We start from the raw sequence: 22,750 nt of genomic DNA on the forward strand, positions 1-22,750 counted from the left end.
GCGGACATGAATTCCGCAGTGGCCGAGTACTTTCGGCGGATCGAGCATCACGGACCCGCGGACCCGTCGCGGGAGCTGCTGGCGACGCTGGTGACGGCGCACCTTCGGCACATCCCGTTCGAGAATCTCGATCCGCTGACCGGGATCCCGGTTGCGGATCTGAGCGCCGAGGCGCTGTTCGCCAAGATGGTCAGCCGGCGCCGTGGCGGCTTCTGTTTCGAACAGAATGGCCTGCTCGGCCATGTGCTCGACGCGCTCGGCTACGACGTGGCGCGGCTGACCGGCCGGGTGGTGTGGATGCGACCGGACGGCCTGGCGTCGGCGCCGCAGGCGCTGACCCACCAACTGTTGTCGGTGACGGTTCCCGGCCAGCCGGGGCGCGTGCTCGTCGACGTCGGTTTCGGCGGCCCCACGCCGAGCGCGCCGCTGGACTTCGTTGTTGACGTCGTGCAACCTACGCCGAACGGCGACTACCGCATCGGCCGGCACGGCGACGGCTACGTCCTGGAGACGTTCCTGCGGGATTCCTGGCTGCCGATGTATGTGTTCGCCGATCAGCCGCGGCCGCCTATCGACCTACAGGTCGGCAGTTGGTATGTGTCCACCTACCCGGATTCGATCTTCCTTCACAACGTGATCGCCACCCGGATCATCGACGGCGCCCGCTGGAACCTCAGCGGAGACAAGCTGTCGGTGCATCGCGTCGGGGAACCGAGCGAACAACGCGTCCTCGACGACGCCGACGCGGTGCTGGAGATGCTGGCGGGACCGTTTGGCATCGACCTGTCCGATATCGCGGAGCTACGGTCTCGGGTGGCCGCGACGCTGACACGTTGAGTCGCCGCAGCGCGAGTCCGTGAGCGACGGCGACGCCACCGCCGACGGCCCAAGCCCTGATTCAGGCGCCCAGCGCGCGAAGGTGACGGCGGTAAGCGGCGCGGCCCTGCGGGGTCAGCGACAGCCACGTCTGTTCCCCGTCATCGTGTGTGGCAGCGTAATCCGCGGCGACCATGTCGGGAATGCACGCGAGGACGTCGACGTCACCGGTCAGGTGGGCCACGGCGCCGCTGTCAACCTCGCGCGCATACGCCAGCGCGGCGCAGGCACGCAACTGCCGTACCGGCTCGATCAGCGGGTCCAGCGCGGGCGGCTGGTCGGGCGCCTCCAGCAAAGGAGGGCTGTCGATGCCGGTGGGGTCAAGACGCACGACCAGCGATTCGCTGTACCGGAACCACGCCGCGCCCAGCAGGGCTGCCAGCGGATAGGCAACATACCGCACGCTCGAGCCGGTACCCACGAAGACCACCGGCACCGACAGCACCAGCCACCCAACCAGGTAAGCCAAGCGGCCCAGGCGCATCGCCCGCCGTGAGTACAACCGCGGCCCGCGAACTGCCCCGGCGGGCGAATCGCGGCACACCAGCCTCATCGAGCCCAGCCATGCCAACATGACAATTACAGCCAACAGAGAAAACCATGACCCCATCAGATCCGAGAGCCAGGGGCTTGCGGCGAACAATCCAAACGGCACGAGGAACCATAGGGTGACCCAAACGGGGGGCTTCCCCGAAAACAGCTCGCGCCGAACGCGCGCAACGTCCGCGAGGGTTCCGGCTTCCTCGGTGACGATCATGGATCTGAAGCTACCGGCAGCCGGCGGGGGTTCAGCGCGGCAATTTCACGCGCCCAGCGCCGCACCCGCTTTCACGGACTCCCGCGTTCGGCGAACGCATACGACCACGCGATTCGCCGATGCGGCACAACGCCCGACGGGTCCGGTAGACGTCGTCGAGGGTTCCGGCTTATGCGGTGATGATCACGGACCTGAAGCTACCGGGGCGCGGAGCCGAGCTGGATTTCGGCCAGGACGCCGTGATGATCCGAACCCGGAAGTCGCACCCGGCCGAAGGTCAACGGTGTGACTCCGCGCGCCAAAATCCGATCGATGGCCAACACTGCGGGGTACCGGCGGCCGGCCGGATAGGTCGCCACGATTCCCGACCCCAGGAACTCCGCGGCGTCGATCAGGTTTTGCCCGGCGTCACCGCCGGCCGCCAGCAGCTTGCGGTAGCGCTTGTGGTCCCAGGTCGCGTTGAAGTCCGCGCCCACGATCAGCGGTAGGCGCTCCGCGGCCAGCACGGTGGCGATGTCGTCGAGCTCCCGCGCCCACCGCTGTGTCGGCGGAAGAAACGGCGGAATCGGGTGCAGCGCATACAAGGCGACGGGTGCGGCGCCGGGGGGTGAGATCACCGCCCGCAGGTTCTGGTGCGCGAGCCCGGGCAGCACGGAGGTGTCGGTGAGCGGAAAACGCGAATAGATGCCGCCCCCCGTGCCGCCGTCTTGGGGCATCAGATACGCGTGTCCGAGCACATCGGTCAGCCCGGCTCCGGCAAGCCTGCCGACGGCTTCCTCGGTCAACTCCGAGACTGTCAGCACGTCGGCGCGTTCCCGGCGAACGAGGTCCACCAGCGCGTTGGCGTCGGCCCGGCCGAACAGGATGTTCGCCTGCAGCAGCGTCAGCGTCGGCATATCGGCGACGGCCGTGGGTTTGGCGCCCAGATACAGCGGCGCCTGCGCCAGCAGTCCGACGGCTGTGACGCACAACGCCGCGGCGGCCATGCGCCACCACCGCGCGCCGAGCAGCACAATCACAGCGGCGGCGGTGAGCGCGGTGAACACCGGGCTGAACGAGGCCAGCAAGGTGACCGCGGTGCCGACCGAGCCGACGAAATGAGCGGCCACCCCGACGGCGCCCACGACGGCGAGCAACGCGCCGCCAGCGCCGGCGATTAGTCGAATCGCCTTCAGACTCTGTCCATTTCGGTTGGCTCCTCAGCCGGGCTCGTTCCTCGCCCGTCATCGTCATTAGACGGCGTCCATTCGTCCAACTCCTCAGCCGGGCTCGTTCCTCGCCCGTCATCGTCATTAGACGGCGTCCATTCGTCCAACTCCTCAGCCGGGCTCGTTCCTCGCCCGTCATCGTCACTAGACGGCGTCCATTCGTCCAACTCCTCAGCCGGGCTCGTTCCTCGCCCGTCATCGTCACTAGACGGCGTCCATTCGTCCAACTCCTCAGCCGGGCTCGTTCCTCGCCCGTCATCGTCACTAGACGGCGTCCATTCGTCCAACTCCTCAGCCGGGCTCGTTCCTCGCCCGTCATCGTCACTAGACGGAAGCCTTGAGGTCCTCGACCTTGTTCAGCCGCTCCCAGGGCACGTCGAGGTCGTCGCGGCCGAAGTGGCCATAGGCGGCGGTCTTGGCGTAGATCGGGCGCAGCAGGTCCAGATCGCGGACGATCGCGCCGGGACGCAGGTCGAACACGCTGGTGATGGCCTTCTGGATGCGGGCCGGGTCGAAGTTCTCGGTGCCGAACGTCTCGACGAACAACCCCACCGGCTCGGCCTTGCCGATCGCGTAGGCGACCTGCACCTCGGCCCGCTCGGCCAGTCCGGCGGCCACCACGTTCTTGGCCACCCAGCGCATCGCGTAGGCCGCCGAGCGGTCCACCTTCGACGGGTCCTTGCCGGAGAACGCCCCGCCACCGTGGCGGGCGAAGCCGCCGTAGGTGTCGACGATGATCTTGCGGCCGGTCAGCCCGGCGTCGCCCATCGGGCCACCGATGACGAACTTGCCGGTCGGGTTGATCAGCAGCCGGAAGTCGGAGGTGTCCAGGCTGTCGTGCGCCAGTTCGGTCAGCACCGCGTCCACCACGGTCTCCCGGATGGCCGGGACCAGGGTGTTCTCCAGGTCGACGCCGTCGGCGTGCTGGGTGGACAGCACCACGGTGTCCAGCCGCAGCGCGGCGTTCCCGTCGTACTGAATGGTGACCTGGGTCTTGCCGTCCGGGCGCAGGTAATCCAGCACGCCGTCCTTGCGGACCTTGGCCAGCCGACGCGACAGTCGGTGCGCCAGCGCGATCGGCAGCGGCATGTACTCGGGGGTGTCGGTGTTGGCGTAGCCGAACATCAAGCCCTGGTCGCCGGCGCCTTGCAGGTCCAGCGGGTCCTGCTCGCCCTCGACGCGGGTCTCATAGGCGGTGTCCACGCCCTGGGCGATGTCCGGGGACTGCGCGCCGATGCCGATGTTGACGCCGCAGGTCTCCCAGTCGAAGCCCTTCTCCGAGGAGTCGTAGCCGATCTCCCGGATGGTCTCCCGGACGGTCTGGTTGATGTTCGCGAAGGCCTTGCGGGCACTGGTGGTGACCTCGCCGATGACGTGCACCTGCCCGGTGGTCACCGCGGTCTCGACCGCAACCCGAGACTTGGGATCGTCGGCCAGCAGCGAGTCGAGGATCGAATCGCTGATGGCGTCACAGATCTTGTCGGGATGCCCCTCGGTCACCGATTCACTGGTGAACAGCCGACCACCTTCGCCCACGTTCAGGCCTCCCACACGTCAACTCAGAAATTAGTCACTCAAAGCTTATCGTCGGCCCCTGACAGCGGGACCGCCCGGTGGCGCCGCGTCAGGATCGCTCGCGCAGCGCCCCCGCGACCGCGTCCACAATACGGCTCGCCATCAGCGTCTTGGAGCCGTGGCCGAGCACGGTCTCGCTGCCGTCGGCACCCAGCAACCATCCGGCGTTGTCGTCCACCTCGAACGCGCGGCCGTTCCCGACGGCGTTGACGACCAGCAGGTCACAGCCCTTGCGGGCGAGTTTCGCGCGGGCGTGGAACAGCACATCCCCGCGGGCGTCGCCGGTCTCGGCGGCAAACCCGACGATGGCCGCCATCCGGGGCAACTCGCTGTCGGCGCGGGCGCGCACGGTGGCGGCCAGGATGTCGTCGTTACGGACCAGATCGATGCGCGACGGCTCCGAATCGGCGTCCTTCTTCATCTTCGACTCGGCGACAGCCGAAGGCCGGAAGTCGGCGACCGCGGCGGCCATCACCAGCGCGTCGGCCTCCGGGGCGAGCTTGGCGACCGTCTCGGCGAGTTGGGTGGCGGACCCGACGGGCACCACGTCCACCCCGGCGGGGTTCACCAGGCCGGTGGTGTTGGCCCCGATCAAGGTGACCTCCGCGCCGCGCTGGGCGGCGACCCGGGCCACCGCGTAACCCTGCTTGCCGGAGCTCAGGTTGCCGATGAAACGCACCGGGTCCAGCGGCTCGCGGGTGCCACCGGCGGTGATCAGCAGCCGACGGCCGGTCAGGTCCCGCGGCAGCGCGTCGCCGCGGGCCAGCAGCAGCTCGGCGAAGGCGGCGATCTCGTCGGGTTCCGGCAGCCGGCCGGGCCCGCTGTCGGCGCCGGTGAGCCGGCCCGACGCCGGGTCCAGCACCACCGCGCCACGGCGGCGCAGGGTGGCGACGTTGTCGACGGTGGCCGGATGCAGCCACATCTCGGTGTGCATGGCCGGGGCGAAAAGCACCGGGCAGTGCGCGGTCAACAGCGTGGCGGTGAGCAGGTCGTCGGCCCGCCCGGACGCGGCGCGGGCCAGCAGATCGGCGGTGGCCGGAGCGACCACGACCAGATCGGCGCCCTGGCCGAGCCGCACATGCGCGACCTCCGGCACGTCGGCGAAGACGCCGGTGCGCACCGGTTCCCCGGACAGCGCCTCAAAAGTGGCCGCGCCGACGAAGTTCAGCGCGGATTCGGTGGGCATGACGCGCACCTGGTGGCCGGCCTCTTTCAGCTGGCGGACCAGCGAACAGGCCTTGTAGGCGGCGATGCCGCCGGACACTCCGACGATGACGCGTTTGCCCATCGGGGTGCGCCCGCTACTCGCCTTCGGTGTGCTCGAGCAGGTCGCCGTGGATCTCACGCATGGCGATCGACAGCGGCTTCTCCTGCAGGCCCGGCTCGACCAGCGGGCCGACGTACTCCAGGATCCCGTCGCCGAGCTGGTTGTAGTAGTCGTTGATCTGCCGGGCGCGCTTGGCGGCGTAGATGACCAGCGCGTACTTGCTCGACGCGCGGTCCAGCAGGTCGTCGATGGGCGGGTTGGTGATGCCCAGCGGGGTGTCGTAGGCGTCGGCGTAGCCCGCGCCGCCCTGATCGGCGGGCAGCGTGTCGTTCGGGGTGCTCACGAGTCAGATCTCCTACGAAATAAATGGATTGCGAATCTAGGTCGCAGTATCGGCGCCGGGCGCCACCAGCAAGGATACCAATTCCGCACAGGCAGATTCCAATTGCCGGTTCACCACCACCCGGTCGAAGTCGCCCTGAGCGGCCATTTCGGCCCGCGCGGTGTCCAGTCGGCGGGCCTGGACCTCGGGCGGTTCGGTGCCGCGGCCGGTCAGCCGCTGCCGCAGCACCTCGAAGCTCGGCGGCGCCAAAAACACCGTCACCGCCTCCGGAATGATCTTCTTGACCGCCCGCGCGCCGGCCAGATCCACCTCGATCAGCACCGGCCGGCCTGCGCGCGCCGCGGCGTAGACCGGAGCGGCCGGGGTGCCGGACCGCTGCAGCCCGCCGTGGATCTCCGCCCACTCCAGCAGTTCGCCGTCGTCGATCAGGCGTTGAAATCCCTCGACGCCGACGAAGTGGTAATCGACGCCGTCGACCTCGCCGGGCCGCGCCGCCCGAGTGGTGGCCGAAACGCTGAAGTACAGCTCCGGCACCCGCTCACGCAGACACGCGACCACGCTGGACTTGCCGACAGCAGAAGGACCGGACAGCACGACCACGCGGCCGTGGGCTTTGCCCCCGCTGTCCGGCCCCTCGCCAGCGATCACCGCCTATCAGGCGGGGTCGAACTTCTCCAGCAGCGCCTTGCGCTGCCGGTCGCCCAGGCCGCGCAGACGGCGGGTCGGGGCGATCTCCAGCTCGGTCATGATCTCCTGCGCCTTGACCTTGCCCACCTTGGGCAGAGCCTCCAGCAGCGCGGAAACCTTCATCTTGCCCAGAACTTCATCGCTCTCGGCGTCCTTGAGCACCTGGGACAGGGTGGTGCCACCGCGCTTGAGCCGATCCTTGAGCTCGGCCCGTGCACGACGTGCGGCGGCAGCCTTTTCCAGGGCGGCAGCGCGCTGTTCGTCGGTCAACTGGGGAAGGGCCACGGTTCCTCCGTCTCTTCGGCCAAATGGTTGGCCAGTTTTTCTAGTGCCTCGGCCAGGTGTTTCAGCCAGCGACGATGACCGTACCGAGGTGCACCGACGAATCTAACCCCACCCCCGCCCCATGCCGTCAACCCCCCGGGCGCGCGTCGCCGCTTCCGGCTCGCATGCGAATGCCCGTCGAACATGCCTCGGCGTCGTCAGCAACCGATCTGTGCCACAAACGGGCAGGTCAGTATCGATTTCTCGGGAGGTTTAGCAATGTCTGGGCCAGGAGTGTCGTCGCGCCGTCCTCCCGGCGGCTCGCGGAGCGCGGTGGACGACTCGAACGAAATCTCGTCGCGGCGTGTCGCGCGTGTCGCGAAGCACCCGCCGCGGCGTGGAAACGCAGTTCACGGGCGGTTGAGTCGTTGGGGCCGGGGGCCACCCGCGCCGGGTGACGGGCCATCGACAGCGGGCGGCTGATCACTCGGCTGATCACTCGGCTGATCACGTCTGACCACTCGGGCACCGTGGGCATCAGGGGTCACAGCGTGGGCGGGGCCGCCATCGAGTGAGACGTGGCGGTGGGACGTGGCGGCGGGGCCGGTCATCGAGTGAGGAACCAGGTACGTCAGTGAGACGTGAGGGCGGGGGCGCTCATCGAGTGAGGAACCAGGTACGTCCGTGAGGCCTCAGGGATGCAAGTGAGATACCAGGGCGGCGATCTGCATCGAGTGAGAATCTAGGGACACGTTGTTCGAGTAACCCCCACCCGTATGTCTCACTCAATGAAGAACCCCGCCCTCACGTCTCACCGAGCTACCTCAGTTCTCAAACGCCTACCTGACGCCTCACTCGACGAGCGACCCCGCCACCAGTTCTCACTGGTGTCCAAGAGGTCTCACTCGATACTCGAGCTCGCGAGCAAACGGCAAGCGCCCCACGGGCGCCCCTCAGGCGAGGCCCGTCAGGAGAGGCCCCTCAGGCGAGGTGGGCGACGGCGTCGCGCAGGCGCTCGGCGGCCGCGCGCAGATCGGCGACAGCCGGGCCGGCGCGCAGCACCTCCCGCGAAACCGCGGGCAGCAGCTGGCCGGGCCGCGCGCCGCCGAGTCCGGCGAGGTCCTCGGGACGGCCACCCTGGGCGCCCACCCCGGGAACCAGCACCGGGCCGCCGAGGGCGGACACATCCGGCGGGTCGGCCAGGGTCGCGCCGACGACGACGCCCACCGAGCCGAGAACGCGCGGGCCCAGAACGCCCGAGCCCGACGCACCCAAGCCCGACGCACCCAAGCCCGACGCACCCAAGCCCGACGCACCCAAGCCCGACGCACCCGCGCCCGACGCAGAGGCTCGGTTGACCGCGGCGGCCTCGTCGACCATCGCCTGGGCCAGCGTGCGCCCGTCGGGCAGCCGCTGACGCTGCACCGAGGCGCCCTCTGGGTTGGACGTCGCGGCCAGCACGAACACCCCACGGCCACGTTCGGCTGCCAGGTCCAGCAGCGGGGTCAGCGACCCGAAGCCCAGGTACGGCGAGGCCGTGACGGCGTCGCTGGCCAGCGGCCCGTCCCCCGCCCAGGCTTGCGCGTAGGCGGCCATGGTGGAGCCGATGTCGCCGCGCTTGGCGTCGGCCAGCACCAGCACCCCGGACTCGGACAGGCCGGCGATGGTCTGCTCCAGCACCGCGAAACCGGCCGCGCCGTAGGCCTCGAAGAACGCCACCTGCGGTTTGACGATGGCGAACCCGGCGAACGCCCGCACGCAGGTCGACGCGAACGCCGCCAGTCCGTCGGCGTCGACGCCAAGACCCCAGCGCGCCAGCAGTTCCGGATGCGGGTCGATGCCCAGGCACAGCGGCCCCCGCTCGGCGATCGCCGCGCTCAGCCGCTGCCCGAACGCAGCCCCGGCCATCTCAGCCCTCCAGGATGCGGTGCAGTTCCTGCAGTGAGCGCACCCCGATGTCGCCGCGGATGCCGGCCTCGATGCCCTGCACCGCTGCGGAGGCGCCCTGGACGGTGGTGACGCACGGGATGTTCATCTGCACGGCGGCCGACCGGATCTCGTAGCCGTCGATGCGCGGCCCGGAGTTGCCGTACGGGGTGTTGATCACCATGTCGACCTCACCGGCGCGGATGGCCTCCACCGCCGACATCGCCGGGCGGTCCGGGCTGGGCTCCTGGAAGTGCTTGCGCACCTCGTCGCAGGGAATCCCGTTGCGGCGCAACATCTCCGCGGTGCCCTCGGTGGCCAGAACCCGGAATCCGAGATCGGCCAGCCGCTTCACCGGGAACACCAGCGAGCGCTTGTCGCGGTTGGCCACCGAGACGAACACCGTGCCGTTGGCCGGCAGCGACCCGTAGGCCGCGGTCTGGCTCTTGGCGAACGCGCTGCCGAAGTCGGCGTCGATGCCCATCACCTCGCCGGTGGACTTCATCTCCGGGCCCAGCAGCGAGTCGACGTTGGACCCGTCGGCGCGGCGGAACCGGTGGAACGGCAGCACCGCCTCCTTGACCGCGATCGGGGCGTACGGCGCGGGGCTGGCGCCGTCGCCGGATGCGGCCAGCAGGCCCTCGGCCCGCAGTTCGGCGATGCTCTCCCCCAGCATGATCCGGGCGCAGGCCTTGGCCAGCGGCACCGCGGTCGCCTTAGAGACGAAGGGCACCGTGCGGCTGGCGCGGGGGTTGGCCTCCAGCACGTAGAGCACGTCGTCCTTGAGCGCGTACTGCACGTTGAGCAGCCCGACCACGCCGATGCCGTGCGCGATGGCCTCGGTGGCGCGGCGCACCGCGTCGATGTCCTGACGACCCAGGGTGACCGGCGGCAACGCGCACGCCGAGTCGCCGGAGTGGATGCCGGCCTCCTCGATGTGCTCCATCACGCCGCCGATGTAGACCTCGGTCCCATCGCACAGGGCGTCGACGTCGATCTCGATGGCGTCCTCCAGGAACCGGTCCACCAGCACCGGGTGCTCCGGAGAGACCTCGGTGGCCCGGGCGATGTAGCGCTCCAGGTTCTCCTCGTCGTAGACGATCTCCATGCCACGCCCGCCGAGCACGTAGGACGGCCGCACCAGCACCGGGTAGCCGATGTCGGAGGCGATCTTGCGGGCCTGCTCGAAGGTGGTGGCGGTGCCGAACCGGGGCGCCGGCAGCCCGGCGTTGGTCAGCACCTCGCCGAACGCGCCGCGGTGCTCGGCCAGCTCGATGGCGTCCGGGCCGGTCCCGACGATCGGCACCCCGGCCGCCTCCAGCTTGTGCGCCAGCCCCAGCGGGGTCTGCCCGCCGAGCTGCACGATCACCCCGACCACGCCGGGTCCGCCGGCGCCGGAGATGGACTCCGCCCGGTACACCTCCAGCACGTCCTCGAAGGTCAGCGGCTCGAAGTACAGCCGGTCGGCGGTGTCGTAGTCGGTGGACACCGTCTCCGGGTTGCAGTTGACCATCACCGTCTCGAACCCGGCCTGGGTCAGCGTCGTCGCGGCGTGCACGCAGCTGTAGTCGAACTCGATGCCCTGGCCGATCCGGTTCGGGCCCGAGCCCAGGATCAGCACCTTGGGCAACTGGGCCTGCGGGGCCACCTCGGACTCGGCCGCCGGATCCAGCTCATAGCTGCTGTAGTGGTACGGCGTGCGGGCCTCGAACTCGGCGGCGCAGGTGTCGACGGTCTTGTACACCGGGTGCACGCCGAGGCGCTCACGCAGCGTGCGCACCCCGGCCTGGCCGGCGAGTTCCGGTCGCAGCACCGAGATCTGCTCGTCGGACAGGCCGCTGTTCTTGGCGCGGCGCAGCAGGGCTTCGGTGAGCACCGGGGCGTCGATGAGCTCGGCGCGCAGCGCGACCAGGCCGTTGATCTGCTCGACGAACCACGGGTCGACGCCGGAGGCTTCGGCCACCTGCTCGACGCTGCCGCCGGCGCGCAGCGCGTATTCGATGTCGTAGAGCCGGCCGTCGGTCGGGGTCCGCAGCCGCGCCAGGGTGGCCTCGACGCCGGCGTCCTCACCGGTCGGGTCCGGGCCGGTCCAGAAGCCGGCGCGCTTGGTCTCCAGCGAGCGCATCACCTTGCCCAGCGCCTCGATGAAGTTGCGACCCAAGGACATCGCCTCGCCGACGGACTTCATGGTGGTGGTCAGGGTGCCGTCGGCGCCGGGGAACTTCTCGAACGCGAACCGCGGGGCCTTGACCACCACGTAGTCCAGCGTCGGCTCGAAGCAGGCCGGCGTCTCCTTGGTGATGTCGTTGACGATCTCGTCGAGGGTGTAGCCGATGGCCAGCTTGGCGGCGATCTTGGCGATCGGGAAGCCGGTGGCCTTCGACGCCAGCGCCGAGGACCGCGACACCCGCGGGTTCATCTCGATGACGATGAGCCGGCCGTCGACCGGGTCGATGGCGAACTGGATGTTGCAGCCGCCGGTGTCCACGCCGACCTCGCGCAGGATCGCGATGCCGAGGCTGCGCATCTTCTGGTATTCGCGGTCGGTCAGGGTCATCGCGGGCGCGACGGTCACCGAGTCGCCGGTGTGCACGCCCATCGGGTCGAAGTTCTCGATGGAGCAGACCACCACGACGTTGTCGTTGCCGTCGCGCATCAGCTCCAGCTCGAACTCCTTCCAGCCGAAGATCGACTCCTCGATCAGCACGTTGGCGCTCGGCGAGGCGGCCAGACCCTCACCGGCCATCCGCTCGACGTCCTCGACGCTGGCGGCCATGCCCGACCCCAGCCCGCCCATGGTGAACGACGGGCGCACCACCACCGGCAGGCCGAGCTCGGCGACCGTCTCACGGACCTCCTCCATGGTGAAACAGACTCGGCTGCGGGCGGATTCGCCACCGACCTTCGCGACGATGTCCTTGAACTTCTGCCGGTCCTCGCCGCGCTGGATGGCGTCGAAGTCCGCGCCGATCAGTTCGACGTGGTGGCGGTCCAGCGCGCCGTTCTCATACAGCGCGACGGCGGTGTTCAGCGCGGTCTGCCCACCCAGGGTGGGCAGCAGCGCGTCGATCTTGTTGCCCCGCTCGGCTTGCTGGGCGATCACCTTCTCCACGAACGCCGGGGTGATCGGCTCGACGTAGGTGTGGTCGGCGTACTCCGGGTCGGTCATGATGGTCGCCGGGTTGGAGTTGACCAGGGTGACCTGCAGGCCTTCGGCGCGCAGCACCCGGCAGGCCTGGGTGCCGGAATAGTCGAATTCGCAGGCCTGGCCGATCACGATCGGCCCGGAGCCGATGACCAGGATGTGGTTGAGGTCGGTGCGGCGCGGCATCAGCGGTTCTCCATCAGGGCGGCGAACTGGTCGAACAGGTACTCGGCGTCGTGCGGCCCGGCGGCCGCCTCGGGGTGGTACTGCACGGAGAAGGCGCGGCCGTCGGCCAGCCGAACCCCTTCCACCACACCGTCGTTGGCGCAGGTGTGGCTGACTTCGGCGCGACCGAACGGGGTGTCGAACACCTCGCCGGCCTCCCCCTCCAGCGCGAAGCCGTGGTTCTGCGCGGTGATCGACACCCGGCCGCTGGCGTGGTCGAGCACCGGGATGTTGATGCCGCGGTGCCCGAAGGCCATCTTGTAGGTGCCCCGGCCCAGCGCCCGGCCCAGGATCTGGTTGCCGAAACAGATTCCGAACAGCGGGATTCCGGCTTCGAGCACCTGGCGGGTGAGCGCGACGACCGCGTCGGCGGTGGCCGGGTCGCCGGGACCGTTGGACAGGAACACCCCGTCGGGCTTCAGTTCGGCGATGGCCTCGAACCCGGTCGCCGACGGCAGCACCAGGCTGCGGATGCCGCGGGAGGCCAGCAGCCGCGGGGTGTTGCTCTTAATGCCCAGATCGATGGCGGCGACGCTGAACCGCGCCGGCCCGTCGGGGCCGACGACGTAGGGCTCGCCGGTGCTGACCTCGCCGGCCAGGTCGGCGCCCAGCATGGCGGCCTGGCCGCGGACCCGGGCCAGCAGCTCGTCGGTTTCGGCGAGCGCGGATCCGGAGAACACCCCGGCCTTCATCGAACCGCGGCTGCGCAGATGCCGCACCACCGCGCGGGTGTCGATGCCGGCGATGCCGACGATGCCCTGACCGACTAGCTCATCGTCCAGGGTCCGGTTGGCGCGCCAGTTCGAGGCGCGCGGACTGGGGTCGCGCACCGCGTACCCGGCGACCCAGATCTTGTCGCCGCGGCTCTCGTTGTCCTCGTCGTTCCAGCCGGTGTTGCCGATCTGCGGCGCGGTGGCGACGACGATCTGCCGGTGATAGCTGGGGTCGGTCAGGGTTTCCTGGTAACCCGACATGGCGGTGCTGAACACCGCCTCGCCCAGGGTTTGGCCCACCGCGCCGAAGGGCGCCCCGGTGAACACCCGGCCGTCCTCCAGCACCAGCACGGCGCTGTGATTGCCGCTCATCCGTTTTCCTCCCGGGTCCAGAGTTCGTAAGCCTTGTGGTCGTCGGCGCGGAAGCCGGTGTCGACCTGCACCCCCGCGGGCAGGGTCCACCGGATCACCAGGACGCCGTCGAAGGTCATCGCCTTGCCGGCGTGACCGCGTTCGGTGCGCACCGCGACGATCTTGTCCTGGGCGATCCACAGCGGCGTGGCCCCCTCGCGGCGCACCATGATGCCCTCGGGGAAGCGGGTCAGGGTGGCCTTGCCGCGGTCGGACAGGTCGCCGACGGCGATCCGGTCCAGCCAGCTCGGAGCCAGCGTGCTGCCGACGTAGAGGCCCTTGGTCGCCGGGATCGTCGGCGCGCTGAGCATTTCCGGCAGCGCGGGCAGCGTGCCGATCATGGCCAGCTGACGCTGCGCGCGGCCACGCCAGCCCTGGATCATCTTGCGGTACAGGAACACCACCGCCACCAGCAGCACGCCGGCGAAGATCAGCGACCCGATCAGGGTTCCGGTGTTCACCTGCCCGCCACCGGGCGGGCGGCGCCGTCGGCGGCGGTGACCCGGCCGCGCAACAGGGTCGCGGTGACGGTGGCCGGCAGGGTCATCGCCCGGTACGGGGTGTTGGCGGACTTGGACGCCAGTTCGGCCGGTTCGACGGTCCACCGCGCGTCCGGGTCGACGACGACCAGGTTGGCCGGCTCCCCCACCTCCAGCGGGCGGCCCTGATCGGGCAGGCCGGCGATGGCGGCGGGGTTCTCGCTCATCACCCGGGCCACGCCGCGCCAGTCCAGCAGGCCCGTTTCCACCATGGCCTCGGCGATCACCGACAGCGCGGTCTGCAGGCCCAGCATGCCGGGGCGGGCGTGGGAGAACTCGCAGCACTTCTCCTGGGCGGCGTGCGGGGCGTGGTCGGTGGCCACGCAGTCGATGACGCCGTCGGCCAGTGCGGCGCGCAAGGCCAGCACGTCGGAGGCTTCGCGCAGCGGCGGGTTGACCCGGAACACGCCGTCGTAGCTCTCCAGCAGGCCGTCGTCGAGCAGCAGGTGGTGCGGGGTGACCTCGGCGGTGATCGAAATGCCTTGGTCCTTGGCCCATTTCAGGATCTCGACGGTGCCCGCCGTGGAGGCGTGGCAGATGTGCACGCGGGCTTTCGCGTCGCGGGCCAGCAGCGCGTCGCGGGCCACGATGGACTCCTCGGCGGCGCGCGGCCAGCCGGCCAGGCCCAGCCGGGCCGCGTTGGGCCCTTCGTGGGCGACGGCGCCGACGGTCAGCCGGGGCTCCTCGGCGTGCTGGGCGATCAGCACCCCCAGCCCGGAGGCGTATTCCAGGGCGCGGCGCATGAGCAGCGGGTCGTGCACGCACTTGCCGTCGTCGGAGAACATCCGGACCCGACCGGAGCCGGCGGCCATCAGCGCCATCTCGGTGAGTTGCTTGCCGTCCAGGCCGACGGTGACCGCGCCGACCGGGTGCACGTCGACCAGCCCGATCTGCTGCCCGCGGGCCCAGACATGGTCGGTGACCACCGGCGAATCGGCGACCGGGTCGGTGTTGGCCATCGCGAACACCGCGGTGAAACCGCCGAGCGCCGCTGCCGCGGAACCGGTTTCGACGGTCTCGGTGTCCTCGCGGCCGGGTTCGCGCAGGTGGGTGTGCAGGTCGACGAAGCCCGGCAGCAGCACCTGGCCGGCCGCCTCGATCACCTCGGCGCCGTCCGGTGCGGTGATCGAGGCCGCGATCTGGGCGATCTGCCCGTCGGAGACCAGCACGTCGACCGGTTCGCCCTCGCCGTAGGGCCGCACGCCACGAATCAAGATGGGATTCACTAGATGTCCGCCTCCTCGTCGGCGCCGACCAGCAGCCCGAACAACACCGCCATCCGAACATGCACGCCATTGGAAACCTGTTGCAGCACAGCGGCTTGCGGCGAGTCGGCCACCGAGTAACCGATCTCCATGCCGCGCAGCATCGGGCCGGGGTGCAGCACCACCGCGTGCTCGCCCAGCAGCGCCTGACGCTGCTCGGAAAGCCCGTAACAGATCGAGTACTCGCGCGCCGACGGGAAGAACCCGCCGTTCATCCGCTCGGCCTGCACCCGCAGCATCATCACCGCGTCGGCCGCGGGCAGTTCGGCGTCCAGGTCGTGGGACACCGTGACTCCCCAGCCGTCGACCCCGGTCGGCAGCAGGGTCGGCGGGGCGACCAGCACCACCTCCGCGCCGAGGGTGTTCAGCAGCGCGACATTCGAGCGCGCCACCCGTGAGTGCAGCACGTCCCCGACGATGACCACCCGCCGGCCCTCGATGCCGCCGAGGCGCTGACGGATGGTCAGCGCGTCCAGCAGCGCCTGGGTCGGGTGCTCGTGGGTGCCGTCACCGGCGTTGATCACCGCGGGACCACCGCCCCCGGGTTCGGCGGTCCAGGCGGCCAGCTGGTTCGGGGCGCCGGAGGCCGGGTGCCGGATGATCAGGGCGTCGGCGCCGGCGGCGCGCAGGGTCAGCGCGGTGTCGCGCAGCGACTCCCCCTTCGCGACCGAGGAGCCCGAGGCGCTGACGTTGATCACGTCGGCGCTCATCCATTTGCCGGCGACCTCGAAGGACACCCGGGTGCGGGTGGAGTTTTCGTAGAACATGGTGATGATGGTGCGCCCGCGCAGGGTGGGCAGTTTCTTGACTTCGCGGCCCAGCAGCGCCTGGCCGAACCGGTCGGCGTTGTCCAGGATCGCGGTGGCCTGATCGCGCGTGAGGTCGCCGGCGGACAGCAGATGTTTCACCGGAGCGGTCCTCCCTGCGGCGCGATCAGCACCCCGTCGCGGCCGTCCTGCTCGGTGAGCTGGACCTTGACGTTCTCGCTGCGCGAGGTGGGCACGTTCTTGCCGACGTAGTCGGCGCGGATGGGCAGTTCGCGGTGCCCGCGGTCGACCAGCACCGCCAGCTGCACCGCCCGGGGCCGGCCCAGGTCGCGCAGCGCGTCCAGCGCGGCGCGCACGGTGCGGCCGGAGTACAGCACGTCGTCGACGAGGATGACCAGCGCGCCGTCGATGCCGCCGCCGGGAATGGTGGTGTCCTCCAGCGGCCGCGGCGGCTTGGTGTTGAGGTCGTCGCGGTAGAGCGTGATGTCCAGCGATCCGTGGCCGACCTCGACACCGGAGAATTCGGTGATGTTCGCGGCCAGCCGGGTGGCCAGCACCGGCCCGCGGCTCGGGATGCCGAGCAGGATCACCCGGGGGGCGTCCGCGGCGTCCAGTGCCGTCTTTTCGATGATCTGATGCGCGATACGCGCGATGGTCCGCGTGACGTCTGCCGAGGACATCAATTCGCGGTCGGGATTCGAGGCGCCCACGAGTGGATCGGACCTCCTTCTCCGCCTCTCCGGACGGATCGTTAAAGGATGTCGAACTGCCGGGTAGCTTAACCCACGACCGGTCCGCGTTCGTAAGGTGGGCGGGTGAGACTTCAGCGCAACGCCGATGCGATCCGGCAGGCCTGTGACGCGGGACTGCTGTCCGGCGCGGTGACCCTGGTGTGGCGGCGCGGCGAGTTGCTGCAGGTCAACGAGATCGGCTGCCGTGATGTCGAGGCGCGCACCCCGATGACCCGCGACACCGTCTTCCGGATCGCCTCGATGACCAAACCGGTCACCGTCGCCGCGGCGATGACGTTCGTCGAACAGGGCCGGTTGCGGCTGGCGGATCCGATCACGGCGTGGCTGCCGGAGTTCGACGGGGTGCGGGTGATGACGAACCCGGATTCGTTGGACCCGACGGTGCCAGCACGGCGGCCGATCACCGTCGAGGATCTGATGACGCACCGCTCCGGGCTGGCGTACCAGTTCTCGGTGACCGGACCGCTGTCGCGGGCCTACGCCAAATTGCCGCTGCGCCAGGACCAGGACCGTTGGTTGGCCGAGCTGGCGCGGCTGCCGCTGGTTCACCAGCCCGGCGAGCAGCTCACCTACAGCCATTCCACCGATGTGCTGGGCATCCTGTTGTCCCGGCTGGCCGGCCGGCCGCTGCACGAGGTGCTCGATGAGAGGGTCCTGGGGCCGCTGGGGATGGCCGACACCGGCTTCTTCCTGACCCGGGAGGCGCGTGGGCGCGCGGCCACCATGTACACCCTCGGCGGCGACGGTTTGCGGGCGGTGATGGGACCGCCGCCGATCGCTCCGCCGCCGTTCTGCGCCGGCGGCGCCGGGTTGTGGTCCACCGCGGAGGACTATCTGCGTTTCGCCCGGATGCTGCTCGGCGACGGTCAGCTGGACGGGGTCCGGGTGCTGACGCCGGAGTCGGTGACGGCGATGCGGACCGATCGGCTGACACCCGACCAGCAGAAGGCCCCATTCCTGGGCTCGCCGTATTGGGTTGGCCGCGGGTTCGGGCTGAACCTGGCGGTGGTGACCGATCCGGCGCGCTCGGCGTCATTGTTCGGTCCGGCCGGCGCCGGCTCGTTCGGCTGGCCGGGGGTGTACGGCACCTGGTGGCAAGCCGATCCGGAGCACGAGCTGATCCTGATCTACCTGGTCCAGAACTCGCCGAACACCTCCCCGGACGCCGCCTCGGTCGCCGGGAACACGTCGCTGGCCGCGCTGCGCACCGCGCAACCGAAGTTCGTCAGAAACAGCTACGCCGCGCTGGACCTGTAGTCCGGCGCCGCGCAGCGGTGGCTGAAGGTCGCGTTACTTCGCAGCGCCCTCGTCGTCCTTGCGGCCGGTGACGATCTCGCCGGCCTTCTCCACCGAATGCTTGGCGATGTCGAGGGAGTCCGCCACGATATTGCTGGCGCCCTCGGCGACGTTGCCCTTGAGCACGTCGGCCGCGCTGTCGACGATGTCGGCGGCCTTCTCGACGGCGTGGGTGGCGATGTCCTTGGCCGACTGGACCGCGTCCTTGGGGTTGAATGCCATGGTTGTGTTGCCTTTCGCTGGAGTTGCTACCGGCTCACCCTAGTCGGGCTCAACCGCCGGTGCGCGGACTATTCCGGAAGCGGCGCGCATTTGCGGGGTGACGAGCATCACCTGTCCGAGCACGCCGTTGACGAACGCCGGCGAATCGTCGGTGGACAGCTCCTTGGCCAGTTTGACCGCCTCGTCGACCGCGACGGCCTCCGGGACGTCGACGGCGTGCAGCAGCTCCCACACGGCGACCCGCAGGATGGCCCGGTCCACCGCCGGCAACCGGTCCAGCGTCCAGCCCTGCAGATGGGAGGAGATGACGTCGTCGACATGCTCGGCGTGCTCGGTGACCCCGTCGGCGACCACGACGGTGTACTCGGCCAGCGGGGTGACCTCGGGGTCGGTGCGGGCCAGTTCGGCGCGCGAGGCCGCCGTCTGGGCCGGGGTCAGATTGCGGGCCTCGGACTCGAAGAGCAGGTCGACGGCCCGTTTGCGGGCGGCGTGCCGCCCCCGAACCGGTCGTTTGTCAGCCATTCACGCGGCCCAGGTAGCTTCCGTCGCGGGTGTCGACCTTGAGCTTGTCGCCGGTGTTGATGAACAGCGGGACCTGCAGTTCGGCGCCGGTCTCGACGGTGGCGGGCTTGGTGCCGGCGCTGGACCGGTCGCCCTGCAGACCGGGCTCGGTGTGGGTGACGACGAGTTCCACCGACACCGGCATCTCCAGGTACAGCGGATTGCCCTCGTGGAACGCGATCTGCACCGGCATGGACTCCAGCAGGAACTTGGCGGCGTCGCCGACCAGGGCCGCCGACAGCGGATGCTGCTCGTAGTCCTCGGAGTCCATGAAGACGAAATCGTCGCCGTCGTTGTACAGGAAGGTGGCGTCACGACGGTCCACGGTCGCGGTCTCCACCTTGACGCCGGCGTTGTAGGTCTTGTCCACGACCTTGCCGGACAGCACGTTCTTGAGCTTGGTGCGCACGAAGGCGGGGCCCTTGCCCGGCTTGACGTGCTGGAACTCGATGATCTGCCACAGCTGGCCGTCGATGTTGAGGACGAGTCCGTTCTTGAAGTCGGCAGTCGATGCCACGGGCGGTTTCTCCTAGTTCAAAGTTATGAGTTCCTTGGGGAACCGGGTGAGTAGTTCGGGGCGGGCGTTCCCGCCGGAAACCACGAGTGTGTCCTCGATGCGGACACCGCCGCGATCGGGCAAGTAGACACCGGGCTCCACGGTCACCACGGAACCAGCAAGCAGTGTACCGGCGGCCGCGGCGTTGATTCCCGGCGCTTCGTGGATCGCCAGCCCGACGCCGTGTCCCAGCCCGTGGCTGAAGGCCTCTCCGTAACCGGCGGCGGCGATCAGCTCCCGCGCCGCGGCGTCGACGCCGCACAACGACGCGCCCTCGGCCAGGGCGTGCCGGCCGGCCCGCTGAGCCTCGGCGACCAGCTGGTAGATCTCGCGCTGCCAGTCCTCGGCGGCGCCGAGCACCAGGGTGCGGGTCATATCGGAGTGATAGCCGCCGACCCGGGCGCCGAAGTCGATCTTGACGAAGTCCCCGCCGGCCAGCACCGCGTCGGTGGGCCGGTGGTGCGGGATCGCCGAGTTGGGGCCGGCGGCGACGATGGTCTCGAACGACGGCCCGTCGGCGCCGTGGCGCAGCATCAGCGCCTCCAGGTCGTTGCGGACCTGCGTCTCGGTTTGCCCGGGGCGCAGTCCCCCGGTTTCGATCAGCTCGGCCAGGGCGGCGTCGGCGGCGTCACAGGCCGCGCCGATCAGCGCGATCTCGCCCTCGTCCTTGACCTCCCGCAGCGCCTCCACCAGCCCGGACGCCCGGATGAACTCGACGACGCCGTCGCGGCGCAGCGCGTCGAACGCGTCGACGGTCAGCACGTGCGCCTCGAATCCGAGCCGTCCGATGCCGTTCGCTCCGGCCCGGGCGGCCAGCGCCGGACCACAGGCCCGCTCGATGAGAAGTTCGGTGTCCGGAGACTGGTTGGCGGCCTGCACCCGGTAGCGGCCGTCGGTGGCCAACACCGCGTCGCGGTGGTCGGCGTAGACCAGCAGGGCGGCGTTGGAGCCGGTGAATCCGGACAGGTAGCGGACGTTGGCCAGGTCGCTGACCAGCATCGCGTCCAGGTCGCGAGCGGCCAGCAGGGCGGCCAGCGCGGCGCGGCGATCGGCGGGGGTCACAGCGATCGAGGGTACCCGCGCGCCTTTCGAACCGGGTTGACCGCAACGGTTTACCGCGCCGGGCCCGACGCGGACACTGGCGACTGAGCAAGGCCCCCATTGCCGAACCCGTTCCCCTAGCTTCGAAGGCGCGCACAGTGCGCCGACGCCCGACGAGGAGATCACCGATGAGGACCCGTCCGCTGCGCATCGCGCTGCACACCGAGCCGGAGGGCTGGGTGGAGCTGACCAACTCCGCCGCGGACCCCGGCGAGATCACCCGGTTGCGGGTGGGCGCGCTGTCGGACGCCGCCCGGCTGGCCGCCGCCTCGGCCCGGCCGGCGTTCGTCGACGTCGACGTGGTGCTGGCGGACTCGGTGAACCAGGCGTTCCTGGAGTTCACCGAGCTGCATCCGCAGTGGTCGCCTGGGGCGCGGGCCGACGCGCTGGCCCATCCCGGCACGTCGGCGACGCTGGCCGGGTTGCTGTGGGACATCTGGGCGGCCCGGGTCGCCGACGGCGTGACGCTGCGCTCGGCCGACCCGGAGCAGTTGCTGCGCCGCATCGTCGACGAAGTGATCCCGCTGCTGGAGTCGCGCGGGCTGCCGCTGGAGTTGGGCGCGCGGGCGTCCTGAACGGTCGCCGGGGCCCCGCCGCACAACCCTTAATGAAAACGATTATCATTAAAGGATGGCTTCCTCCCCCGCCCCAATCCCCGTCACCGTGCTGTCCGGATTCCTCGGCGCCGGCAAGACCACCGTCCTCAACCACATCCTGGCCAACCGCGAGGGCCGCCGCGTCGCCGTCATCGTCAACGACATGAGCGAGGTGAATATCGACGCCGCCCTCGTCGCCGGCCAGGGCCACCTCGACCGCACCACCGAGAAACTCGTCGAACTGACCAACGGCTGCATCTGCTGCACCCTGCGCGAGGACCTGATCAGCGCGGTCGCCGACCTCGCCCGGGCGCGCCGGTTCGACCAGATCGTCATCGAATCCACCGGCATCTCCGAGCCGATGCCGGTGGCGGCGACGTTCAGCTGGGAGTTCGAGGACGGCTTCCGGCTCGGCGACCTGGCCCGGCTGGACACCCTGGTGACCGTCGTCGACGCCGCGACCTTCCTGCCCGAGTTGGCCCGCGGCGAGGAGCTGACCCGTCGGAATCTGGCCGCGGGCCAGACCGACAGCCGCAATATCGCCGATCTGCTCAGCGATCAGGTGGAGTTCGCCGACGTGATCCTGGTCAGCAAGGCGGACCTGGCCGGCCCGGAGGCAACCGCGCGCACCGAGGCGGTGCTGCGCCGGCTCAACCCGCGCGCCGAGATCACCCGCGTCGACCATGGCTCGGCCCCGCTGGGCCTGCTGCTCGACACCGGGCGGTTCGATCCGGACCTGGCCGCCGAGACCCCGGGCTGGGAGGAGGAGATCGCCGACGGGCACACCCCGGAGACCGAGGAGTACGGCATCTCCAGCCTGACCTTCCGCGCCGACCGGCCGTTTCACCCGGAGCGGCTGGCCGAGGCGCTGGGCCAGCTGCGCGGAATGCTGCGCTCCAAGGGGTTCTGCTGGCTGGCGACCCGGCCGACGATCTCGGCGTTCTGGTCCCAGGCCGGGCCGAACATGGTGCTGGAGCCGGCGGCCTACTGGTCGGCGACGCCCATTCCGCCGGGTCAGGAGATCGTGTTCATCGGGGTGAACCTGAAACCCAAGGTGGTGCGGATGCTGCTGAACTCGGCGCTGCTCACCGACGCCGAGTTGGCCGCCGGGCAGAACGCCTGGCTGCGGATGAGCGATCCGTTGCCGGCCTGGACCGCCGCCCACCAGCACTGACTACGCGTCACCCGCCAGCTGCTCGATGACGAACGCCATCGCCAGGTTGTAGCCCCGCACCCCGAAACCGGCCAGCACCCCGACGGCCACATCGGACAGGTAGGAGTGCCGGCGGAACTCCTCGCGCTTGTGCACGTTGGAGATGTGCACCTCGCAGAACGGAACGCCGACCGCGGCGAAGGCGTCCCGGATGGCAACGCTGGTGTGCGTGAACGCGCCCGGGTTGATGATGACGAACCGGGTGCCGTCGGCGGCCGTGGCGTGGATCCGGTCGACGATCGCGCCCTCGTGGTTGCTCTGGAAGCATTCGACGGAGTGCCCGGCCCGCTCGCCCTGCTCGGTGACCGAGGCCTCGACGTCGGCGAGGGTGGCCGCGCCGTAGATGCCCGGCTCGCGGACGCCGAGCAGGTTCAGGTTCGGGCCGTTGATGACGAGGATGGACACGCGATCTCTCCAATTTCGGTGACTGCTCAGGCACGACCGTACCGGGCACGGGCGCCGGAGCTGAGTAGGATCGCCGCGGG

The 22,750-nt window shown here is 70.0% G+C and carries 23 protein-coding genes; 4 read left to right on the forward strand and 19 right to left on the reverse strand.

The features are described from left to right. Positions 1-6 precede the first annotated feature (6 nt). Positions 7-837: an arylamine N-acetyltransferase family protein gene (locus L2Z93_RS10970; RefSeq protein WP_090584607.1), complete on the forward strand. Its 831-nt coding sequence runs from the start codon at positions 7-9 to the stop codon at positions 835-837. Positions 838-898: 61 nt separating this feature from the next. Here L2Z93_RS10970 and L2Z93_RS10975 read toward each other — a convergent pair whose 3' ends face one another. The 14 genes from L2Z93_RS10975 to pyrR all read right to left on the reverse strand — a co-directional run bounded on the left by L2Z93_RS10975 (position 899) and on the right by pyrR (position 16,678). Continuing rightward, a complete protein-coding gene (locus tag L2Z93_RS10975; protein WP_090584609.1) occupies positions 899-1,633 on the reverse strand; it encodes a hypothetical protein in 735 nt (244 codons plus the stop codon). 197 nt (positions 1,634-1,830) lie between these two features. Beyond that, the gene (locus tag L2Z93_RS10980; protein WP_234785942.1) at positions 1,831-2,742 is read right to left on the reverse strand and encodes an endonuclease/exonuclease/phosphatase family protein; all 912 of its coding nucleotides are present in this window, start codon (positions 2,740-2,742) and stop codon (positions 1,831-1,833) included. Between the two features lie 423 nt (positions 2,743-3,165). After that, the gene (metK, locus tag L2Z93_RS10985; RefSeq protein ID WP_090584613.1) at positions 3,166-4,377 is read right to left on the reverse strand and encodes a methionine adenosyltransferase; all 1,212 of its coding nucleotides are present in this window, start codon (positions 4,375-4,377) and stop codon (positions 3,166-3,168) included. Positions 4,378-4,465: 88 nt separating this feature from the next. Next, positions 4,466-5,704: a bifunctional phosphopantothenoylcysteine decarboxylase/phosphopantothenate--cysteine ligase CoaBC gene (gene coaBC / locus L2Z93_RS10990; protein WP_090584616.1), complete on the reverse strand. Its 1,239-nt coding sequence runs from the start codon at positions 5,702-5,704 to the stop codon at positions 4,466-4,468. Positions 5,705-5,717: 13 nt separating this feature from the next. Next, a complete protein-coding gene (rpoZ, locus tag L2Z93_RS10995; RefSeq protein WP_234785943.1) occupies positions 5,718-6,026 on the reverse strand; it encodes a DNA-directed RNA polymerase subunit omega in 309 nt (102 codons plus the stop codon). 36 nt (positions 6,027-6,062) lie between these two features. Continuing rightward, complete coding sequence (gmk, locus tag L2Z93_RS11000; RefSeq protein ID WP_090584618.1) at positions 6,063-6,674, reverse strand: guanylate kinase; 612 nt, start codon at positions 6,672-6,674, stop codon at positions 6,063-6,065. A gap of 6 nt (positions 6,675-6,680) precedes the next feature. Next, complete coding sequence (gene mihF / locus L2Z93_RS11005) at positions 6,681-6,998, reverse strand: integration host factor, actinobacterial type (RefSeq protein WP_090584620.1); 318 nt, start codon at positions 6,996-6,998, stop codon at positions 6,681-6,683. Between the two features lie 960 nt (positions 6,999-7,958). Then, positions 7,959-8,885 carry an orotidine-5'-phosphate decarboxylase gene (pyrF, locus tag L2Z93_RS11010; RefSeq protein ID WP_090584622.1) on the reverse strand — a complete coding sequence of 309 codons (927 nt, stop codon included), beginning with the start codon at positions 8,883-8,885 and terminating at the stop codon, positions 7,959-7,961. 1 nt (position 8,886) lies between these two features. Then, a complete protein-coding gene (gene carB, locus L2Z93_RS11015; protein ID WP_090584625.1) occupies positions 8,887-12,234 on the reverse strand; it encodes a carbamoyl-phosphate synthase large subunit in 3,348 nt (1,115 codons plus the stop codon). After that, positions 12,234-13,358 (reverse strand): glutamine-hydrolyzing carbamoyl-phosphate synthase small subunit, encoded by a 1,125-nt coding sequence (gene carA / locus L2Z93_RS11020; protein WP_090584627.1) that lies wholly within the window; start codon positions 13,356-13,358, stop codon positions 12,234-12,236. The genes carB and carA overlap by 1 nt, the downstream gene beginning before the upstream one ends. After that, positions 13,355-13,858, reverse strand: coding sequence for a PH-like domain-containing protein (locus tag L2Z93_RS11025; RefSeq protein ID WP_090584629.1), 504 nt, complete (start codon positions 13,856-13,858; stop codon positions 13,355-13,357). Before L2Z93_RS11025 ends, carA begins: the two co-directional genes overlap by 4 nt. Then, positions 13,855-15,153, reverse strand: a complete 1,299-nt coding sequence (locus L2Z93_RS11030) for a dihydroorotase (RefSeq protein WP_193438894.1) — start codon at positions 15,151-15,153, stop codon at positions 13,855-13,857. The genes L2Z93_RS11025 and L2Z93_RS11030 overlap by 4 nt, the downstream gene beginning before the upstream one ends. 8 nt (positions 15,154-15,161) lie before the next feature. Further along, entirely contained in the window at positions 15,162-16,109 is a 948-nt protein-coding gene (locus L2Z93_RS11035) for an aspartate carbamoyltransferase catalytic subunit (protein WP_090584633.1), read from the reverse strand. Next, entirely contained in the window at positions 16,106-16,678 is a 573-nt protein-coding gene (gene pyrR, locus L2Z93_RS11040; protein WP_090584636.1) for a bifunctional pyr operon transcriptional regulator/uracil phosphoribosyltransferase PyrR, read from the reverse strand. Before pyrR ends, L2Z93_RS11035 begins: the two co-directional genes overlap by 4 nt. A gap of 105 nt (positions 16,679-16,783) precedes the next feature. Between pyrR and L2Z93_RS11045 the strand changes: the two genes are divergently transcribed. Continuing rightward, positions 16,784-17,977 carry a serine hydrolase domain-containing protein gene (locus L2Z93_RS11045; RefSeq protein ID WP_090584638.1) on the forward strand — a complete coding sequence of 398 codons (1,194 nt, stop codon included), beginning with the start codon at positions 16,784-16,786 and terminating at the stop codon, positions 17,975-17,977. A 33-nt stretch (positions 17,978-18,010) separates the two neighbouring features. On the opposite strand, the gene L2Z93_RS11050 is transcribed toward L2Z93_RS11045, so the two are convergent. The 4 genes from L2Z93_RS11050 to L2Z93_RS11065 are packed head-to-tail and all read right to left on the reverse strand — an operon-like array spanning position 18,011 to position 20,417. Continuing rightward, complete coding sequence (locus tag L2Z93_RS11050; protein WP_090584642.1) at positions 18,011-18,238, reverse strand: Rv1893 family protein; 228 nt, start codon at positions 18,236-18,238, stop codon at positions 18,011-18,013. A gap of 39 nt (positions 18,239-18,277) precedes the next feature. Continuing rightward, complete coding sequence (gene nusB, locus L2Z93_RS11055; RefSeq protein ID WP_090584644.1) at positions 18,278-18,760, reverse strand: transcription antitermination factor NusB; 483 nt, start codon at positions 18,758-18,760, stop codon at positions 18,278-18,280. Beyond that, the gene (efp, locus tag L2Z93_RS11060) at positions 18,753-19,316 is read right to left on the reverse strand and encodes an elongation factor P (RefSeq protein WP_090584646.1); all 564 of its coding nucleotides are present in this window, start codon (positions 19,314-19,316) and stop codon (positions 18,753-18,755) included. Before efp ends, nusB begins: the two co-directional genes overlap by 8 nt. Positions 19,317-19,328: 12 nt before the next feature. After that, positions 19,329-20,417, reverse strand: a complete 1,089-nt coding sequence (locus L2Z93_RS11065; RefSeq protein WP_090584648.1) for a M24 family metallopeptidase — start codon at positions 20,415-20,417, stop codon at positions 19,329-19,331. Positions 20,418-20,584: 167 nt separating this feature from the next. On the opposite strand from L2Z93_RS11065, the gene L2Z93_RS11070 reads away from it, so the two are divergent. Together L2Z93_RS11070 and L2Z93_RS11075 are read left to right on the forward strand one after the other, a co-directional pair. Next, positions 20,585-21,031, forward strand: coding sequence for a hypothetical protein (locus L2Z93_RS11070; protein ID WP_090584650.1), 447 nt, complete (start codon positions 20,585-20,587; stop codon positions 21,029-21,031). A 55-nt stretch (positions 21,032-21,086) separates the two neighbouring features. Next, on the forward strand, positions 21,087-22,226 hold the full coding sequence (locus tag L2Z93_RS11075) for a GTP-binding protein (protein WP_090584652.1): 1,140 nt from the start codon (positions 21,087-21,089) through the stop codon (positions 22,224-22,226). Here the strand turns inward: L2Z93_RS11075 and aroQ are convergent, their stop codons facing one another. Continuing rightward, positions 22,227-22,670, reverse strand: coding sequence for a type II 3-dehydroquinate dehydratase (gene aroQ, locus L2Z93_RS11080; protein ID WP_090584654.1), 444 nt, complete (start codon positions 22,668-22,670; stop codon positions 22,227-22,229). Positions 22,671-22,750: the final 80 nt, after the last annotated feature.

The sequence above is a fragment of the Mycolicibacterium brumae genome, from assembly GCF_025215495.1.
Classification (GTDB): Bacteria; Actinomycetota; Actinomycetes; order Mycobacteriales; family Mycobacteriaceae; genus Mycobacterium; species Mycobacterium brumae.

Excerpts from the sequence above, each read along its gene's own strand:
- L2Z93_RS10970 (WP_090584607.1), top strand. The coding sequence starts at position 7 with ATGAATTCCGCAGTGGCCGAGTACTTTCGGCGGATCGAGCATCACGGA.
- carB (WP_090584625.1), bottom strand. The coding sequence starts at position 12,234 with ATGCCGCGCCGCACCGACCTCAACCACATCCTGGTCATCGGCTCCGGG.
- carA (WP_090584627.1), bottom strand. The coding sequence starts at position 13,358 with ATGAGCGGCAATCACAGCGCCGTGCTGGTGCTGGAGGACGGCCGGGTG.
- L2Z93_RS10975 (WP_090584609.1), bottom strand. The coding sequence starts at position 1,633 with ATGATCGTCACCGAGGAAGCCGGAACCCTCGCGGACGTTGCGCGCGTT.
- pyrF (WP_090584622.1), bottom strand. The coding sequence starts at position 8,885 with ATGGCCGGGGCTGCGTTCGGGCAGCGGCTGAGCGCGGCGATCGCCGAG.
- nusB (WP_090584644.1), bottom strand. The coding sequence starts at position 18,760 with ATGGCTGACAAACGACCGGTTCGGGGGCGGCACGCCGCCCGCAAACGG.
- L2Z93_RS11050 (WP_090584642.1), bottom strand. The coding sequence starts at position 18,238 with ATGGCATTCAACCCCAAGGACGCGGTCCAGTCGGCCAAGGACATCGCC.
- L2Z93_RS11070 (WP_090584650.1), top strand. The coding sequence starts at position 20,585 with ATGAGGACCCGTCCGCTGCGCATCGCGCTGCACACCGAGCCGGAGGGC.
- L2Z93_RS11075 (WP_090584652.1), top strand. The coding sequence starts at position 21,087 with ATGGCTTCCTCCCCCGCCCCAATCCCCGTCACCGTGCTGTCCGGATTC.
- coaBC (WP_090584616.1), bottom strand. The coding sequence starts at position 5,704 with ATGGGCAAACGCGTCATCGTCGGAGTGTCCGGCGGCATCGCCGCCTAC.